Origin of the sequence: Frigoribacterium sp. CFBP 8766 (assembly GCF_014841435.1) — a bacterium.
GTDB lineage: Bacteria > Actinomycetota > Actinomycetes > Actinomycetales > Microbacteriaceae > Frigoribacterium.
The window spans coordinates 445,109-462,476 of the sequence record NZ_JACYTX010000001.1 but is presented as its reverse complement, the minus strand read 5'-3'; the positions used below and the strand labels follow the sequence as shown (position 1 = coordinate 462,476).

Annotated in this window: 14 protein-coding genes; 5 read left to right on the top strand and 9 right to left on the bottom strand. The window is 71.2% G+C overall.

Annotation, left to right across the window (positions count from 1 at the left end):
- Window positions 1–19: 19 nt before the first annotated feature.
- On the top strand, window positions 20–436 hold the full coding sequence (locus tag IFT90_RS02205) for a hypothetical protein (RefSeq protein ID WP_192040778.1): 417 nt from the start codon (window positions 20–22) through the stop codon (window positions 434–436).
- Between the two features lie 24 nt (window positions 437–460).
- Here IFT90_RS02205 and IFT90_RS02200 read toward each other — a convergent pair whose 3' ends face one another.
- From IFT90_RS02200 to sucC, 7 genes are all read right to left on the bottom strand, one after another.
- Window positions 461–2,428, bottom strand: a complete 1,968-nt coding sequence (locus tag IFT90_RS02200; protein WP_123547761.1) for an ABC transporter ATP-binding protein — start codon at window positions 2,426–2,428, stop codon at window positions 461–463.
- A complete protein-coding gene (locus tag IFT90_RS02195; RefSeq protein WP_192040777.1) occupies window positions 2,425–4,257 on the bottom strand; it encodes an ABC transporter ATP-binding protein in 1,833 nt (610 codons plus the stop codon). Before IFT90_RS02195 ends, IFT90_RS02200 begins: the two co-directional genes overlap by 4 nt.
- A 557-nt stretch (window positions 4,258–4,814) precedes the next feature.
- Window positions 4,815–6,476, bottom strand: coding sequence for a bifunctional phosphoribosylaminoimidazolecarboxamide formyltransferase/IMP cyclohydrolase (purH, locus tag IFT90_RS02190; RefSeq protein WP_192040776.1), 1,662 nt, complete (start codon window positions 6,474–6,476; stop codon window positions 4,815–4,817).
- Window positions 6,473–7,066 carry a phosphoribosylglycinamide formyltransferase gene (purN, locus tag IFT90_RS02185; RefSeq protein ID WP_192040775.1) on the bottom strand — a complete coding sequence of 198 codons (594 nt, stop codon included), beginning with the start codon at window positions 7,064–7,066 and terminating at the stop codon, window positions 6,473–6,475. The genes purH and purN overlap by 4 nt, the downstream gene beginning before the upstream one ends.
- A 106-nt stretch (window positions 7,067–7,172) precedes the next feature.
- Window positions 7,173–9,224, bottom strand: coding sequence for a DUF6350 family protein (locus tag IFT90_RS02180; protein ID WP_192040774.1), 2,052 nt, complete (start codon window positions 9,222–9,224; stop codon window positions 7,173–7,175).
- 212 nt (window positions 9,225–9,436) lie between these two features.
- Window positions 9,437–10,324 carry a succinate--CoA ligase subunit alpha gene (sucD, locus tag IFT90_RS02175; protein WP_123547757.1) on the bottom strand — a complete coding sequence of 296 codons (888 nt, stop codon included), beginning with the start codon at window positions 10,322–10,324 and terminating at the stop codon, window positions 9,437–9,439.
- 17 nt (window positions 10,325–10,341) lie between these two features.
- Complete coding sequence (gene sucC / locus IFT90_RS02170) at window positions 10,342–11,505, bottom strand: ADP-forming succinate--CoA ligase subunit beta (RefSeq protein WP_192040773.1); 1,164 nt, start codon at window positions 11,503–11,505, stop codon at window positions 10,342–10,344.
- A gap of 316 nt (window positions 11,506–11,821) precedes the next feature.
- Here sucC and IFT90_RS02165 point away from each other — a divergent pair, with 316 nt between their 5' ends.
- The 3 genes from IFT90_RS02165 (at window position 11,822) to IFT90_RS02155 (ending at window position 14,343) form a co-directional block, all read left to right on the top strand.
- Window positions 11,822–13,546 carry a RecQ family ATP-dependent DNA helicase gene (locus tag IFT90_RS02165; protein WP_192040772.1) on the top strand — a complete coding sequence of 575 codons (1,725 nt, stop codon included), beginning with the start codon at window positions 11,822–11,824 and terminating at the stop codon, window positions 13,544–13,546.
- A 104-nt stretch (window positions 13,547–13,650) separates the two neighbouring features.
- Window positions 13,651–14,061, top strand: coding sequence for an ester cyclase (locus tag IFT90_RS02160; protein WP_192040771.1), 411 nt, complete (start codon window positions 13,651–13,653; stop codon window positions 14,059–14,061).
- A gap of 48 nt (window positions 14,062–14,109) precedes the next feature.
- Window positions 14,110–14,343, top strand: coding sequence for a hypothetical protein (locus IFT90_RS02155; RefSeq protein ID WP_192040770.1), 234 nt, complete (start codon window positions 14,110–14,112; stop codon window positions 14,341–14,343).
- 247 nt (window positions 14,344–14,590) lie between these two features.
- Here IFT90_RS02155 and IFT90_RS02150 read toward each other — a convergent pair whose 3' ends face one another.
- A complete protein-coding gene (locus IFT90_RS02150) occupies window positions 14,591–15,286 on the bottom strand; it encodes a hypothetical protein (protein ID WP_192040769.1) in 696 nt (231 codons plus the stop codon).
- 657 nt (window positions 15,287–15,943) lie between these two features.
- Window positions 15,944–16,162, bottom strand: coding sequence for a hypothetical protein (locus IFT90_RS02145; protein WP_192040768.1), 219 nt, complete (start codon window positions 16,160–16,162; stop codon window positions 15,944–15,946).
- Window positions 16,163–16,567: 405 nt separating this feature from the next.
- On the opposite strand from IFT90_RS02145, the gene IFT90_RS02140 reads away from it, so the two are divergent.
- Window positions 16,568–17,284, top strand: a complete 717-nt coding sequence (locus IFT90_RS02140) for a DUF3223 domain-containing protein (protein ID WP_192040767.1) — start codon at window positions 16,568–16,570, stop codon at window positions 17,282–17,284.
- Window positions 17,285–17,368: the final 84 nt, after the last annotated feature.

The window sequence follows — 17,368 nt, the reverse complement described above, 5'->3', positions numbered from 1 at the left end:
CAGGCGCTTCGATCGGAGCATGCCCTCGCTCCCCCGTCTCGCCGCCGTCGTCGCCGTCGCCGCCGTCGTCTGCGTCACCGCCTCCTCCTGCTCGGCCCTGGGCCTCGGCTCCGACGAGAAGACGTGGGAGTTCGACCGCTACGGCGACGCACCGAAGGCGGGCACGCGCTCGTTCGTGCTGGATGCCTGGGTGCCGACCGACGCGGTCGACATCCAGGCGGTCACCCGTCGTGAGGCCCCCGAGGAGGCGGTCCTCACGTTCCACAGCGCCGCCCTCCCCGCCGACGCCGCGGGCTGCGCCGCCGTCGAGCCGGTCACGGCCGCGCCGCCGCTGTCTCCGGCGTGGCTGCCCGACCCGACGCCGACGGCCGGCTGGAGCTGCGGCGACTGGACCGTCGTCGCGGACGACGGCACGGTCTGGGCCTGGCGCGGCTGACGCCACGCCGGCACCAGAGGCGGCCTACACGAGCGAGTCGCGCCAGGCCGCGTGCAGCTGTGCGAACCGCCCGGTGCCGGCGATGAGGTCGGCGGGCGTGCCGTCCTCGACGACGCGGCCGTGCTCCATGACGAGCACCCGGTCGGCGATCGCCACCGTCGACAGCCGGTGCGCGATGATCACGGCGGTGCGGTCGGCGAGCAGGGTCTGCAGGGCCTCCTGCACCATGCGCTCCGACGGGATGTCGAGCGACGCGGTCGCCTCGTCGAGGATGAGCACCGCCGGGTCGGCGATGAACGCCCGCGCGAACGACAGCAGCTGGCGCTGCCCGGCCGAGACCCGCCCGCCGCGCTTGTTCACGTCGGTGTCGTACCCGTCGGGCAGCGCCACGATGAACTCGTGCGCGCCGACCGCGCGGGCGGCGCGCTCGATCTCGTCGCGGGTCGCGTCCGGCTTGCCGAGCGAGATGTTGTCCGCCACCGAGCCCGAGAACAGGTACGCCTCCTGCGTGACCATGACGATGGCTCGTCGAAGGTCCTTCGGGTGCAGGTCGCGCAGGTCGACGCCGTCGAGCGTGACGCGGCCACGGGTCGGGTCGTAGAACCGGGACATGAGCTTGGCCAGGGTCGACTTGCCGGCGCCGGTCGAGCCGACGAGCGCGATGGTCTGCCCCGCGGGCACGTCGAGGTCGAACTCGGGCAGCACGACCGTGTCGGCCGAGTACGCGAACTCGACGTCGTCGAAGACGACGGCGCCCTTCGCGTGCCGCAGGTCGACGGGCGACTCGGGGTCGGGCACGCTCGGCTCCTCCTCGAGGACACCCGAGATCTTCTCGAGCGCCGCCGAGGCCGACTGGTAGCCGTTGTAGAACATGGCCATCTCTTCTGCGGGGTCGAAGAAGCGCTTCGCGTACAGCGCCGCCGCGAGCAGGGCGCCGATCTCGAGCGAGCCGTCGATCACGCGGAACCCGCCGAACAGCACGACGGCCGCGAGGGTGGCGTTGCCGATCAGCACCAGGCCCGGGTCGAACGTGCCGAACAGCGTGAACACCTTCGAGTTGGCCTGGCGGTACTCCTCGACGTAGCCGGCGTACTCCTTCTCGTTGCGCGCCTCCTTGCGGAACGCCTGCACCGCCCGCATGCCCGTCATCGTCTCGACGAAGTGCACGATCACCCGGGCGCTGGCGACGCGCGTGGCGCGGAACAGCTTCTGGGAGCGCACCTGGAACCACCTCGTGAGCGCGATCAGCGGGATGAGCGCGACGGCGAGCACGAGCCCGCTCGGCGCGTCGAGGCTGACGAGCGCGATCGCGGTGAACCCCATGTAGAGCAGGCCCGAGACGAGCTGGTTGATGCCCGAGTCGAGCAGCTCCCGGATCGAGTCGAGGTCGCTCGTCTGGCGCGAGATGATGCGCCCCGACGTGTACGTCTCGTGGAACTCGAGGCTGAGCCGCTGCGTGTGCAGGAACAGCCGCTTGCGCAGGTCGAACAGGATCGCCTGGCTGATCCGCGCCGACAGCACCGTGTACTGCGCCATCAGCACCGCGCCGAGCACGCCCGTCACCAGGTAGACGACGACCACGAGGATCGCCGGCGCCCAGTCCTGTCGGTCCATCAGGGCAGGCAGGGCGGTGTCGATGCCGAAGGCGATCAGGGCGGGGCCGGCCACCTGGGAGGCGGTGCTGACGATGACGACGACCGCCATCAGCGCCAGCCGCCAGCGCAGCGGACGGATCAGCGAGCCGAGGAGGCGCAGCGACCGTCGACGGAGCCGCTTGCTCTCGGCCTTGGTGAAGTCGTCGCGCTCCTCGCCGCGGACGCCCTGGGTCGTCGAGCCCTGCTCGGCCCGCTTCTCGGCCGGGGTGCGGCCGTCGAGGGCCTCGTGGGCGGGGCCGCCCCCGGTGCCGTCGACCAGACGATCGTCACGGACCGCGCCGTCGGGCGCGTCATCGGTGCGGCGCGTGGCCTGGTCGTGCGTCGTCTGCTCGGTCATGCCAGCACCTCCTCTCGGGCGGGCGTGGTGTCGTCGTCGAGGGACGAGATCACCCAGCGGTAGTGCTCGTTCGTGGCGAGCAGGTCGGAGTGGGTGCCGACCGCGGTGACCCTGCCGTTCTCGAGCAGGGCGACGCGGTCGGCGAGGGTGACCGTCGACGGACGGTGCGCGACGATCAACGAGGTCGTCGACGCGAGCACCCGCCGGAGGCCGGCCTCGACCCGGGCCTCGGTGTCGACGTCGAGCGCCGACAGCGGGTCGTCGAGCACGAGGATCGCGGGACGCGCCGCGACGGCGCGCGCCAGGGCGAGCCGCTGGCGCTGCCCGCCCGAGAGGCTCAGCCCCTCTTCGCCGACGCGGGTGTCGACGCCGTCGGGCAGGCGCTCGACGAAGTCGGCCTGGGCGATCTCGAGGGCCTCGCGCATGACGCGGTCGGCCTCGGCGGGGTCGTCGGCGAGGTCGGGGCGGCCGAGCAGCACGTTGTCGCGGACGGAGGCGCTGAACAGCGTCGCGTCCTCGAACGCCATGCCGACCAGGCGGCGCAGCTCCTGCCGGGACAGGTCGCGCACGTCGACGCCGTCGATCCGGACGCTGCCGCCCGTGACGTCGTAGAGCCGCGAGACGAGCGCGAGCAACGTCGTCTTGCCCGAGCCCGTGAGCCCCACGAGGGCCATGGTCTCGCCCGGCTCGACGACGAGGTCGACGCCGTTGACGAGGTCCGGGTACTGGGCCGGGCTGTCCTGGTAACGGAAGTGCGCGTCGGCGAACTCGAGCCGCCCCTCCGGCGCCTCGACGGTGACCGGCTCGGCAGGATCGGTGATCGCGTTCTCGCTGTCGAGCACCTCGAAGAACCGGTCGGCCGCCGTGCGGGTGTCGAAGGTCATCGAGAGCAGGAACCCGATCGACTCGACGGGCCACCGCAGCACGGTGGCCGTCGCGAAGAACGCGAACAGCTGCCCGACGGTCAGCTGGCCGTCGGCGGCCAGCCAGATGCCGCCGAGCAGGCAGAGGGCGAAGGCGACGTCGGGCACGAGCAGCAGCCACAGCCACAGCCGGCTGATGGCCTGGGCCTTCTCGATCTCGGTGCCGCGCAGGTCGTCGGCCTGCTTGGCGAACTCGTCGAGCGAGTGCTTGCCGCGGCCGAAGGCCTTGAGCACCCGGATGCCGTGCACGCTCTGCTCGACGCTGGTCGCGAGGTCGCCGACCTGGTCCTGGCTGCGCCGCGCGACGATCGAGTAGCGCTTCTCGAACGCGAAGCTCACGAAGAACACGGGCATCGACGCGACCATGAACAGGAGCGCGAGCGCCCAGCTGTAGAAGAACAGCACGGCGAAGCCGACGATGATCGTCAACACGTTGACCACCAGCAGGACGAGGCCGAACGCCAGCCAGCGCCGGATCAGCGAGAGGTCGCTGACCGACCGGCTGAGCAGCTGGCCGCTCTGCCACCGGTCGTGGAACGCCACCGGCAGGTCCTGCAGCTTCGCGTAGAGCGAGTTGCGCATCGACGCCTCGACGTGGGTGCTGGGCGTGAGGACGAGCCGTCGACGGAGGCCGATCATGACGGCCTCGACGATGCCGAGCCCGAGGACGACGGCGAAGGCGGGCCAGACCTGGGCTCGGTCGCCGCTCGACAGCGGACCGTCGACCAGCAGCTGGAGCACGGCGGGGATGAGCAGGGCGACGACGGCGGCGGCGAGCGCGGCGACGGCGCCGAGCACGATGCGCGGGACGGCCGGCTTCGCGTAGGGGTGGAGCCGCATCAGCGCGCGGAACGTCGACGGGCGACGCGGCGACGCGGACGGGGGCGGAGGGGACTTCGGGGACATGGCTGATCCAAGTGTCGTGATCGGGAGCGGCGGTGCCGTCACGGCGGCGACCGACTGGGGAGGGAGTCGCGGCCCGGTGCCCTGGCGAGGGCACGGCGGCGACCCTGATGTGGAGCGCACGAGGCGCTCGGGTGGAGGAGGTGCGGTGCCGGCGGCGAGCCCGGCCTGCGTCCCGCTCGGCCTAGCCGACGAGGGTCCGGGCTGCCCGGCGGGCGGCGACGGAGGTGCGGGCGGCAGGCACGAGGGCACCGGCGGGGGCCGAGGCCACCGTGGTCAGCGTCGAGTTCATCGTGTCCTCCTGTGCAGGTCGTCGTTCGTCCGTCATGTCAGTCGCGAGCGACCGGCTGTGAGCAGCTTTTCAGGATATGTGTGCTGACACCTCCCCCGCAAGGGCGAGCGAGGAGAAGATGCGCGACAGGTGTCCGGGCGGCCGTGGCCGCGCGCCGGCGGAGCGGGCGGAGGGAGCGGCACGTGCGTGCCACCACGGCCGGCGAAGGACGGACGACGGACGCCCCGGCCGCACGGGCCGGGGCGTCGGTCGACGAGGGCTCGACGGCTCAGTGGAAGAAGTGCCGCTCGCCGGTGAAGTACATCGTGACGCCCGCGGCGGCGGCGGCCGCGACGACCTCGTCGTCGCGGATCGACCCGCCGGGCTGGACGACCGCGCGCACGCCCGCGTCGAGCAGCACCTGCAGGCCGTCGGCGAACGGGAAGAACGCGTCGGAGGCGGCGACCGAGCCGCGGGCCCGCTCCCCCGCCCTCGTCACGGCCAGCTGGCACGAGTCGACCCGGTTGACCTGGCCCATGCCCACGCCCACGGAGGCGCCCGCGTCGGCCAGCAGGATCGCGTTCGACTTGACCGAGCGGCAGGCCCGCCAGGCGAACTCGAGGTCGGAGCGCGTGGCGGCGTCGACCTCGACGCCCGCGGCCAGCGTCCAGCCCTGCGAGGAGAAGGCGTCGAACGAGTCGACCTGCTGCACGAGCAGGCCGCCCGATATCTGGCGTGCCTCGACGGTCGGGCGGGCGAAGTCGGCGGACAGCACGAGCAGCCGGATGTTCTTCTTCGTCTGCAGCAGCGCCAGCGCGTCGGGCTCGAAGGCGGGGGCGATGACGACCTCGGTGAAGATGTCCTTCACCGTCTCGGCCATGGCGAGGGTGACCGGGCGGTTCGCGGCGATGACGCCGCCGTAGGCCGACACGGGGTCGCAGGCGTGGGCGCGACGGTGCGCGTCAGCGATCGCGTCGACGGCGCCCGCCGAGGCGACGGCGATGCCGCAGGGGTTGGCGTGCTTGATGATCGCCACGGCCGGCTCGGCGAAGTCGTAGGCGGCGCGCAGGGCGGCGTCGGCGTCGACGTAGTTGTTGTACGACATCTCCTTGCCGTGCAGCTGCTCGGCCTGGGCGATGCCGGCGCCCTCGGGCGACGCGTACAGCGCGGCCTGCTGGTGCGAGTTCTCGCCGTAGCGGAGCGTGGCCTGACGCGTGCCCTCGAGGACGACGTGCTGGGGGGCGTCGAACGCCGCCGACCCGGCCCGCACCTCCTCGGCTGCGGTCGCCGCGTCGGCACCAGCCTCGTGCTCGGCCCGCGCCCCGACGTTCTCGGCGAACCAGGCGGCGACGGCCGTGTCGTAGGCGGCAGTGTGCGCGAAGGCCTCGCCGGCCAGGCGCTGCCGCTGGGCCAGGGTCGTGCCGCCGAGCGTGAGCGACTTCACGATCTGCCCGTAGCTGGCGGGCGACACGGCGATGGCCACGTTCGCGTGGTTCTTGGCGGCGGCGCGCACGAGGGCAGGCCCGCCGATGTCGATGTTCTCGATCACGGCCGGAGCCTCGGCGCCCGACGCGACCGTCTCGACGAACGGGTAGAGGTTGACGACGACGAGCTGGAACGGCGCGATGTCGAGCTCGGCGAGCTGCTGCTCGTGCGACTCGAGGCGCAGGTCGGCGAGCACGCCCGCGTGGATGCCGGGGTGCAGCGTCTTGACCCGGCCGTCGAGCGACTCGGGGAACCCGGTGACGGCGCTCACGTCGGTGACGTCGTGGCCGGCGTCGCGGATGGTCGACGCGGTCGAGCCCGTCGACACGATCTCGACGCCCGCCGCGGCGAGCGCCTCGGCCAGGTCGAGGAGTCCGGTCTTGTCGCTCACGCTGATGAGCGCGCGGCGCACGGGGACGGCGTCCCGGTCGCGGTAGAGGGTGGGGTCGATCTGGTGGCCGCTCATGCGGGTCTCGTCTCCTCGAGGTCGGTCGTTCCGTCGGCGATCTCGCGCACGGTCTGCACCAGCAGCTCCCGCTCGACGATCTTGATGCGGTCGTGGAGCGACGACTCGTCGTCGCCGGGCAGCACGGGGATGCGGCGCTGCGCCAGGATCGGGCCGCTGTCGACGCCGGCGTCGACGACGATGACGCTCGCCCCGGTCTGGTCGACGCCGGCGGCGATCGCGTCCCGGACGCCGTGCGCGCCCGGGAACTCGGGCAGGAACGCGGGGTGCGTGTTGATCAGGTGCGGGCTCAGCGCGTCGACGACCCCGACGGGCAGCAGCCGCATGAAACCGCTCAGCACGACGAGATCGGGCTGCCACTGGCGGATCTGCGCGAGCAGCTCGTCACCCCAAGACGCCCGGTCGTCGAAGCTCGAGAACGGCACGGTGAAGGTCGGCACCCCGAAGTGCTCGGCGTGCTCGAGGCCGTCGGCCTCGCGGTCGGCGCCGACGGCGACGACGCGGGCGGGGTAGCTGTCGTGGTGCGCGGCCTCGAGCAGGGCACGCAGGTTCGAGCCGCCACCGGAGATGAGCACCACGAGCTTCAGCACCCGTCAAGCCTAGTGGCCGAGGCGGGGGCTCCCGGGGCCTCGGAGGCTTCCGGGCCCTCCCGGTCCCCTGGGTCCTCCGGCTCCTCCAGGTCCGAGGAGGCGCGGGTCAGCGGTCGAGACCGCGGACCGGCTCGGTCTCGTCGTCGTCGTGCCCCGGGGCCGACCGGTCGGGGGTCGATCCGAGCCTGCGCCACCACGGGGCGGGGCCGTCGCGCTCGTCGTCGTGCTCCTCGCGGTCGCGGGCCTGGTCGCGGTCCCGGTCCCGTGCGGCACGCGCGGCGCGCGCCGCGTCGACGTGCACCTCGCGGGGGTCGTGGACGCGGTCGCCGGGCGCGCGCAGCCCCGTCTCGACGACGGCGGTCTCGCCCGTGTCGGCCTCGGTGACCGGGGGCGTCCGGGTGTCCGACCGAGCAGCGGCTCCGCCGTGCCCCTCGGCTGCCCCGTCCTCGCCGGCCGCGTGGTCACCGCTGTCCGTGCGATCACCGCTGTCCTCGGTGTCACCGCTGTCCTCGTCGTCCCCGATGTCCGTGCCGTCGGTGCGGCGACGCGGACGGAGCCGACGGATCCGCTCCGCCAGTCGCCGTCGCCGGCCGGCCGCGTGGTCGGTCTCGTCACCCGCGTCGCCGTCGGCCTCGGCGCCGGACGAGGACACGAGAGGCTCCGCGCCGAGGTCGGTCGTCTCGTCGTGGTCGGATCCGAGGCGGGCGGCGATGCCTGCGGCGGCGCCGGCGCCGGTGCCGGTCCGGTCGTCGGCCGTGCGCTCGGGCGAGAGGCCGGACGCGCGCTCCGGCGTGAGGCCGGACATCGTGGCCGCAGCACCCGTCGACGACCGCGACCACGCAGACGTGCCCGACAGCACCGGCTGTGGTCCGGTCTCGACGTCGTCAGCCGGGCGCGCACCTCCTGCAGGAGCAGCCGCCGAGTCGTCGTCGTGCCCGAGGAAGCTCCGCAGCGAGACGACCATCGCCAGCACCGAGGGCACGGCGACCTCGAGGGCCCCGAAGGCGCCGACGAGCAGGGGGTCGGGCCCGACGTGGGCGAGCCGGCCGGGCCCGGCTGCTCCGGAGGCCGACCAGGCGAGCAGGCCGAGCAGCACCCCGGCGACGACTCCGCCGGAGACCCCGACGAGCACGCGACGCAGCACGTCGGCCGATCCGGACTCGGCGAGCAGCCGCTCGATCCGCGGGCGCAGCAGGGTCGTCACGACGAACGCGGCGACGACCGGCACGAGCAGCCCGACGAAGGCGAACGACGAGGAGGCGGTCGGCAGCGCCCCGAGGAACGGCACGGCGGGCATCGGCCCCACCGAGGTGCCGAGCGGCGAGACGGCCGAGCCGGTGCCGAGCGCGAAGCCGGGGCCGACGAACCAGGAGGCGGCCCAGACGACCAGGTCGGGCAGCAGGGCGAGCTGGCCGAGGGTCAGGGCGATGCCGCCCAGCAGCCCGGCGTGCGCGCCTTCGTAGAGGGTGATCAGCTCGCCGTAGTGCGTGAGCATCAGCACGCCGACGACGACGCCGGAGACGGCGAGCACGCTGGCCGCGCTCGCCGTGCCGATGCGGAGCCCCGCGGCGGCGACGACGCGCGCGGTGCGCGGCGCACGGACGACGAGCGTGGAGAGCGCGCCCGTGACGGGGTCGGCCGGCTCGCCGCGACGGCGGCGCGTGACCTCGGCCATCACCACGACGGGCACGGCGTAGACGAGCGTCGGCAGGAGTATCCCCTGCCACAGGACGGGCGAGGCGAGGGGGTGCTGGGCCGTGGCGGTGACCAGCAGGCTCAGCAGGGCGAAGACGCCGACCGTGCCGAGGACCCCGACGACACGGTGCGCGGTCTCGGCGACGGCGCGACCGGCGCGCACTCCGAGCAGCACGGTCAGGACCGAGAAGCCGAGCGCGGCGATCGTCACGGCGAAGGGCGCCTCGGCCCCCGGGACGCCGGAGGCGGCGGCGGTCGCCGCTCCCAGCTGCAGGTCGAGGTCGACGCCGTGCCCGACGAGCCAGATGTCGACGGCGGCGCGCCAGAAGACGATCCAGTCGATCTGGAGTCCGTACTGGAACGCCCAGAGGAGGCTGAGGACGACGACGGGCAGCCCGACGCCGATGCCGACGACGAGCAGGGCCTCGAGCGCGGCGAAGACGGCGGTGACAGGGCGGTTCATCGGGCACGACTGTACCGCCGGGCCGCTGGGCGGCCGACGTGCCGTGCCGAGCGGCCGACGTCCCGTACCGAGCGGCCTACGTCTCGAGCCGCGTGGCCGGGGACGAACGAAGGCGGGCGTGTCCGTCGACCGCGGTCCGTCGTGACGGACCGGGCCGGACGAACACGCCCGCCCAGGAGGCGCGGTGCCGGTCACGGCACCGCGCGACGACCTCAGAGGGCCGCGTACACCTCGCGCAGCAGGGCCGCGGTCTCGCTCGGCGTCTTGCCGACCTTGACCCCGGCGGCCTCGAGCGCCTCCTTCTTGGCCTGGGCCGTGCCCGCCGAGCCGGAGACGATGGCGCCGGCGTGGCCCATCGTCTTGCCCTCGGGAGCGGTGAAGCCGGCGACGTAGCCGACGACCGGCTTCGTCACGTGCGCCTTGATGTAGTCGGCGGCTCGTTCTTCGGCGTCGCCGCCGATCTCGCCGATCATCACGATCGCCTTGGTGTCGGGGTCGGCCTCGAACGCCTCGAGGGCGTCGATGTGCGTCGTGCCGATGACCGGGTCGCCGCCGATGCCGATGGCGGTCGAGAAGCCGAGGTCGCGCAGCTCGAACATCATCTGGTAGGTCAGGGTGCCCGACTTCGAGACGAGGCCGATCGGGCCGGCGCCGGTGATGTTCGCCGGCGTGATGCCCACGAGCGACTCGCCCGGCGTGATGATGCCGGGGCAGTTCGGGCCGATGATGCGGGTGGCGCCGCCCTTCGACTTCGCGAGCGCCCAGAACTCCGCCGCGTCCTGAGCGGGGATGCCCTCGGTGATGACGACGACGAGCGGGATGCCCGCCTCGACGGCCTCGACGACGGCGTCCTTCGCGAACGCCGGCGGCACGAAGACGATCGAGACGTCGGCGCCGGTCTCGGTGATCGCCTCGGCGACCGTGCCGAAGACGGGCAGGGTGACGTCGCCGTGGGTGACGGTCGTGCCGGCCTTGCGGGCGTTGACGCCGCCGACGACCTGGGTGCCCGCCTTCAGCATGAGCGCCGTGTGCTTGGTGCCCTCGCCGCCGGTGATGCCCTGGACGATGACCTTGCTGTCCTTGTTGAGGAAGATCGACATGGTTGTGCTCTGTCCCTTTACTTCGAAGCCAGTTCGGCGGCCTTGTCGGCAGCCTCGTCCATGGTCGCGACGACGGTGACCAGCGGGTGCGCCGCCTCCGCCAGGATCCGCCGGCCCTCGTCGACGGCGTTGCCGTCGAGGCGCACGACGAGCGGCTTGGTGGCCGCGTCGCCGAGGATGCCCAGGGCCGAGACGATGCCGTTCGCCACGGCGTCGCACGCCGTGATGCCGCCGAAGACGTTCACGAAGACGCTCTTGACCTGCTCGTCGCCGAGGATGACGTCGAGGCCGGCGGCCATGACCTCGGCGCTCGCTCCGCCGCCGATGTCGAGGAAGTTCGCAGGCTTGACCCCGCCGTGCGCCTCGCCGGCGTAGGCGACCACGTCGAGGGTCGACATGACGAGCCCTGCGCCGTTGCCGATGATGCCGACCTCGCCGTCGAGCTTCACGTAGTTGAGGCCCGAGGCCTTCGCCTTCGCCTCGAGCGGGTCCGCCGCGTCGGCGTCCTCGAGGTCGGCGTGGCCGGGGTGGCGGAAGTCGGCGTTCTCGTCGATCGTGACCTTGCCGTCGAGGGCGACGATGTCGCCCTGCTCGGTCAGAACGAGCGGGTTGACCTCGACGAGCGTCGCGTCCTCGCCGGCGTAGACCTCGTACAGCTTGACGAGCACGGGGGCGACCTTCGAGACGAGCTCGTCGGGGAACCCGCCGGCCCGGGCGATCTCCTCAGCCTTGGCGAGGTCGATGCCCGAGAGCGGGTCGACCTCGACGCGGGCGAGGGCCTCGGGCTTCTCGACGGCGAGCTGCTCGATCTCCATGCCGCCCTCGACGCTGCAGAGCGAGAGGTACGAGCGGTTCGCCCGGTCGAGCAGCACCGAGAAGTAGAACTCCTGCGCGATCTGCGCACCGCCGGCGACCATCACGCGCTTGACGACGTGGCCCTTGATGTCGAGCCCGAGGATCGCCTCGGCCGCAGCCTCCGCGTCGTCCGGGGTCTTCGCCACCTTGACGCCGCCGGCCTTGCCTCGGCCACCGACCTTGACCTGGGCCTTGACGACGGTCACGCCGCCCATCTGCTCGGCTGCGGCTCGCGCCTCCTGCGGGGTGTCGGCGACGACTCCCGGCAGGACGGGCACGCCGTAGGACTCGAACAAGTCCCTGGCCTGGTACTCGAAAAGATCCACGCTGTTCTTCCAATCCGCATCGCTGCGCCAGTGCTCTGGAGGGGCTGCCGACCGAGTCGGCACCGGCCTCGTCGCCCACCTCGCGTCTGTCTCGACGTCGGGACGAACAGGCCTCGGCCAGCCTAGCGCCTGGCCTCCGGGCCCCTCCCGGGTGCGTGCCCGAGGAGGCGCGGAGGGGTATGGTCCCGGCCCCGGGGTACGGCCGGGGAGGAGTCACTGCCGATCCGCTGTGGACGGCGCGCGTGTCGGTGGCCCGCGGCATCGTATGGACCGTCTCGGCGCGCTCCGGTGCCGGGACGCACCACGAGGACGCCGCATGACCACCACCCGCAGCACCCGCACCAGCACCCGCACCGCCCGCAGCACCGACCGCGACCGCATCGCCGACGTCGCCGCTCGCCTCTTCGAGTGGGACGACCTCAAGCCCGCCCAGGTCGAGGCGGTCGAGTCCCTGCTCGCGGGGCGCGACACGTTCGGCATCATGCCCACGGGCTTCGGCAAGAGCGCGATCTACCAGGTCGCGGGCGCGCTGCTCGACGGCCCGACCGTCGTCGTCTCGCCGCTGATCGCGCTGCAGGCCGACCAGGTCGCGGGGCTCGTCGGGCATCCCGACGCCCCGCCCGCCGTCGACGTCAACTCGGGCCACACCGACGACGAGAACGACGAGAGCTGGAGGCGCGTCGACGCTGGCGAGGTCACCTACGTGTTCCTGGCCCCCGAGCAGCTGGCCCGCGACGAGACGGTCGAGCGGCTGGCGCGGGCGGGCGTGGCCCTGCTCGTCGTCGACGAGGCGCATTGCGTGTCGTCGTGGGGCCACGACTTCCGGCCCGACTACCTGCACCTGGGCGAGATCGTCGAGCGGCTGGGCCGACCGCCGGTGCTCGCGCTGACGGCGACCGGCTCCGGTCCGGTGCGCGACGAGGTGATCGAGCGGCTGCGGCTGCGCGACCCGCTCGTCATCAGCCGTGGCTTCGACCGCCCCAACCTGTCGCTCGCCGTGCACCGCCACGAAGACGAGGCCGAGAAGCGCCGCGCGATCGTCGAGCAGGTCGCCGAGCTCACGACGCCGGGCATCGTCTACGTCGCCACCCGCAAGGAGAGCGAGCGCTACGCCGACGAGATCGGCGAGCGCTGCCCCGACCGCACCGTCGAGGCGTACCACGCAGGCCTCCGCTCGGCTGAGCGCGGGGCGCTGCACGAGCGCTTCCACGCCGGCGAGATCGACGTGATCGTCGCGACGAGCGCCTTCGGCATGGGCATCGACAAGCCCGACGTCCGGTTCGTCGTGCACGCCGACGTGCCCGAGTCGCTCGACGCCTACTACCAAGAGATCGGGCGCGCCGGGCGTGACGGCGAACCTGCCGACGCGACCCTGCACTACCGGGCAGAGGACCTGTCGCTGCGGTCGTTCTTCGCGGCGGGGCTGCCGTCACGAGCCGAGCTGCGGCGGGTGCACGAGGCGATCCGCGCCTCCTCGGGTCCGGTCAAGCGCAAGGCGGTCACCGAGGCGACCGGGCTCAAGCCGCGGCAGGTCTCGCGGCTCGTCGACCTCCTGCTCGAGGCGGGCGTGGTCGCCGAGACCACGAAGGGCGCTGAGACGTCGAGGGGCTACGAGGTCACGACCGATCTCGGGTCGAAGGAGGCGGCCGAGGAGGCGCGCCAGATCGCCGAGGGACGCGAGCGGGTCGAGAAGTCGCGCATCGAGATGATGCGCACGTACGCCGAGTCGCACGGCTGCCGGCGGCGGTTCCTGCTCGGCTACTTCGGCGAGGAGGCGCCGGAGCGCTGCGGCAACTGCGACGACTGCCGTGCCGCTGCGGCCGAGCCCGACCGCCCGGCCGATGCCGAGAAGGCGCGGGTCGACGACTCGGAGCACGCTCCGCTCTTCGACCCCGACACCCGCGTCTCGCACCCTGCCTGGGGCGAGGGCACGGTGATGAGCACCGAGGGCGACCGCATGACGGTGTTCTTCGAGGGCGAGGGCTACAAGGTGCTCGCCCTGGAGGCGGTCGAGGAGCACCACCTGCTCACGGCCGTCTGAGCACGATCCCGACGCTCGTTCCCTGTGAAGCTCCGCAGGGGCCGGGGCACGGGGCGGGAGTAGACGGGAACCACCTGACACACACGAGAGACACGGAGAACGAGATGTCGAAAGACAAGAACGTCGCCACCCAGCAGCTGATCGGCGAGATCCTGACCGCCCGCGAGATCGACCGACTCGGCGAGGGCTTCCACGCCGCTGTCGTCGACCACGACCCGGCGCCGGGTGCGCCCGCAGGCGTCGAGGGGATCAAGGCGTTCTGGAGCGACTTCTTCACGGCGTTCCCCGATGCCGACCTGGGCGTCGAGACGCTCGTCGCCGACGATGAGAACGTCACAGCGGTCTTCACGATCAAGGGAACGCACACCGGGCCGTTCCAGGGCCACCAGGCCACGGGCAAGAGCTTCACGGTGCGCGGCATCCAGGTCGGTCGCTTCGACGACGACGGCCTGCTCGTCGAGCGCTGGGGCGCCACCGACGAGGCCGGCCTGATGCAGCAGCTCGGCCTGGCCTGAGCCGCTCCCCCACGAGCAGCACCGCACCACCGATCGGAAGGACGCACCATGAGCGACACCCAGACCCCCGCATCCTCGGGCGACGAGCCCTACGACGAGGGGACCCAGTTCGAGGAGAGCCAGCAGATCGTCACGAACGACGCGGTCGCCGGCGAGACCGTGCTGCCGGGCCTCGGCGACGGCAACGACGGCCCCACCGGCGGCTCGCCGCGCGAAGCTGAGCCGAGCCTGGCCGAGAACGACCTCGACGACCAGGACGTCGACCTCGACGAGACCGAGTAGCGCGAAGCACCACCCGATGCCCATCAACTACACCCGCGTAGATGGGCGCAGACAGTGGTTGGCAAAAGAATTCAGACCAGAAGAGTCGGGTTATGCGTGTAACAGAAGATGCGAATCTGCACGCCATGACACCCCGCCGCGGGCTTGCGCGTTGAACGTGGCAGGCCTACTGACAACGTCGGCGAGGGCGACCTACTCAACAGGACCGAGTAGGTCGCCCTACCGTCTACCTCAGAGAGGTCGGAACTTATGCGCGAGTCAAGGTATCCGCGTTAATCGGTCTCGCGAATGTCCGAGATTTGTAAGGCTGCGCGGTGTAGTTCACGTTGCCCACCCAGAGGCCAGAGGATTTGTCACCCCCCGCGAGACGAACAACATTGAGCCAGGTGCCTTTCAACGCACCGGTGCCTCGGTATCCATAGTGGATGTTCGAAGTGTTCGTGATGCAGGCGCTCGTCGTTGAGCAACCCGGCCCGACCGGGGTGATGGCTCGCGTTCCAGGACGCTGCGGCACAGCGACAGCGGCGCTAGTGCTGCCATCCAGCTCGGTCAGCAGCTCAACGCTCATCCCCGGCCCCGCCATTGCCTCGATGGCAGCCATTTCGGCGACGGTTTGCGACCCGCGCGCCGCGAAAAGTCTTTCACGAATGACCTCGTAAGGCGCCCCGGCCTCCAAGACTGCGCCCTCGGACGCGTCAGCCGCCGGGGAAGCCGTGGCCGCACTTGCGCCTACCCCCGCCAGTCCAGTGGCAAGCATGCCCGTAACGGCTACGTGGACAACCACTCTTCGAATATTCATCAGGATCCAATCTGTCAACCGACGGGTCTGTCCCGCCGCGAGCAGCATACAGATACTCTTCATTTCGTACATCACCGCCTCGGGTGCCGAATGGAGCAGCTCGGCCTGGTCTGAGCCGCTCGCCCCAAAGAGCAGCCACAGCATCAACGATCAAAGGATGGATGAGACCCCCGCATCCTCGATCGATGAGCCCTACGACGACGAGACCCAGTTCGAGGAGAGCCAGCAAATCGTCACGAACGAGGCGATCGCCGGCGAGACTGTGCTAGCGAGCCTCGGGTCCGGCAACGACGGCCCCACCGGTGGCTCACGCATGAAGACGAACCGTCGCATGCCGAGAATGACCTCCACAACCAGGACGTCGACCTCAGCGAGACCGAGCAGCTCGCGGGGCCCGCTGCTGCTAGGACCTTGGACGTCCAGAGCCCAAGTTGTGGAGGGAAGCGGCCCCGTCGGCCCGGCCTTAGTCTGGCGACGTTCAGGAGGAAGCCCCCGACCGGCAGGGAGAAGCCGGCGTGCGCGGGATGCCGCTGCCTAGCAAGCTAAGGACCGCGCGGCAGCTCTCGGACCGCTTGGGGGGAATCTAACCGGAGCCAAGCTACGCGCGACCGCTGACGGCTTTCTCGGGGCCAAGAGGGAGCAACCGAGGTCACGATCCGTTCCTCAGGGAGCGTGCCGCGCACCTGGTCGATCGCGTCGGCCGGCGTCGTGGCATTCACCTCGACGGCCGCGGCCTCGGCGCTCGTGTCGCCCTTGGGGCCGTGCCTGACGAACCAGCTCAGGGCTCGACGCTACCCGCGGTCACGACGGCCACTCGTCCGGCTCGGGGTGAAGCCGGACCGTCAAGGCCGTCAGCTCGGCCTCGTGCTGGATCATCCACGCGACGGCGCTGTTCAGGCTGCCCTCCCGGCGCAGCCAGGGCCGGCCGCCGGCATCGTCTCGGCCGTGGGCGTAGCAGTGGTAGGCGATGCCGCCCAGCTCGGGGCGCGAGAGGACGTAGCCAAGGGGCGCAGAGCGCACCCGGCGGACTTGCCACACACCGAACTGTTCCGGCGCCGGCGGCACCGCAAACGGGTGCGTCGGGATCGGCCGGCGCAGAATCTTCGCCGCTGCCTCACCCGACCCTCTATGTGCCACGGCGGGAGCGTAAGCCGCGCCACCGACGCTGAACACGGGGGTCGAGCAAGCTCGACCCCCGCTGGTCCAACCCGTAATGAGGGGAGGCGGCACATGCGTTGCCCGGTGTAACCCATGAACTCTCGCGGTCACCGTACGGCCTCGCTGCGCGTCTGTCATCGGGAGTACGCGTCCCCCTACCCGAGCGGTCTTGGCGCCCCCCAAGGGCACTAGAAAGCAACTAGATTCCGAGTATGGACATCCGCTCAACTTGCACAACGTCTCCCGAGTGGAAGGGACGAAACTGACGTGGGCGTTTCAATTCCAGTCATTCTTGATTCGTTCTCTTGGTCTTCCAAGTCACGCGCAGAGGCAGCGTTTCGCGACATTCTGCGAAATAGCGGTTATGACACGTACGACACCGTTTCCGACCCAATTCACGATCAAATGCTCCGCGAGCTTGTTGACCGGCACTCTGAGGGCGGGGAGAAAACTGGCGCAGGAATTGACCACTTCTACATCGGCAAAACCAGCGACGGCGACATGTTCAATGTGCCAAGCGACGCCATTGGCATTTGGATTTCGCGCGTTGACGGAAGCAAGGCCGACTTCAGCTACGTAACAGCCATCAAGAGCAGCACGCCGAAGTCCGACGCCAAAGAGGCCATGAGGGCCGCCGTAGACACCAAACGCATGGCCTACCGGGCAGACCGTTTTAAGTCGGGAGGCCCTGTCCCTAGCGACATCACCGGTGCCGGTATTGCTGATCGGGAAAGCGCGCATGTTGTTTACCTCGACCCGACGTGGGGCCAGCTGACCTACCGGTTTGCCGAGTCAGAAGGAGGCTGGGACAAGATCAACATTCGACGCGGCGGAACAGCCGTCCAAATCGGCAGCTCGCTTCTTGACTCCCCCGTGGAAAAGCGGTGGCTGGATTTTCACGCCAAGCACGCACAGCTGGGTGTCGCGACGGCGAGCGAAAGCGCGCAGCGGCGTCGCACTCCTGATGACGGCTGGACCCCATAACTGCGCCTCATTAGCCGGCCGACCACGGACGCGACGAACCCCCGCCGCACAGATGTGCTGTGGGGGTTCGTTGTGTCTGCCAAA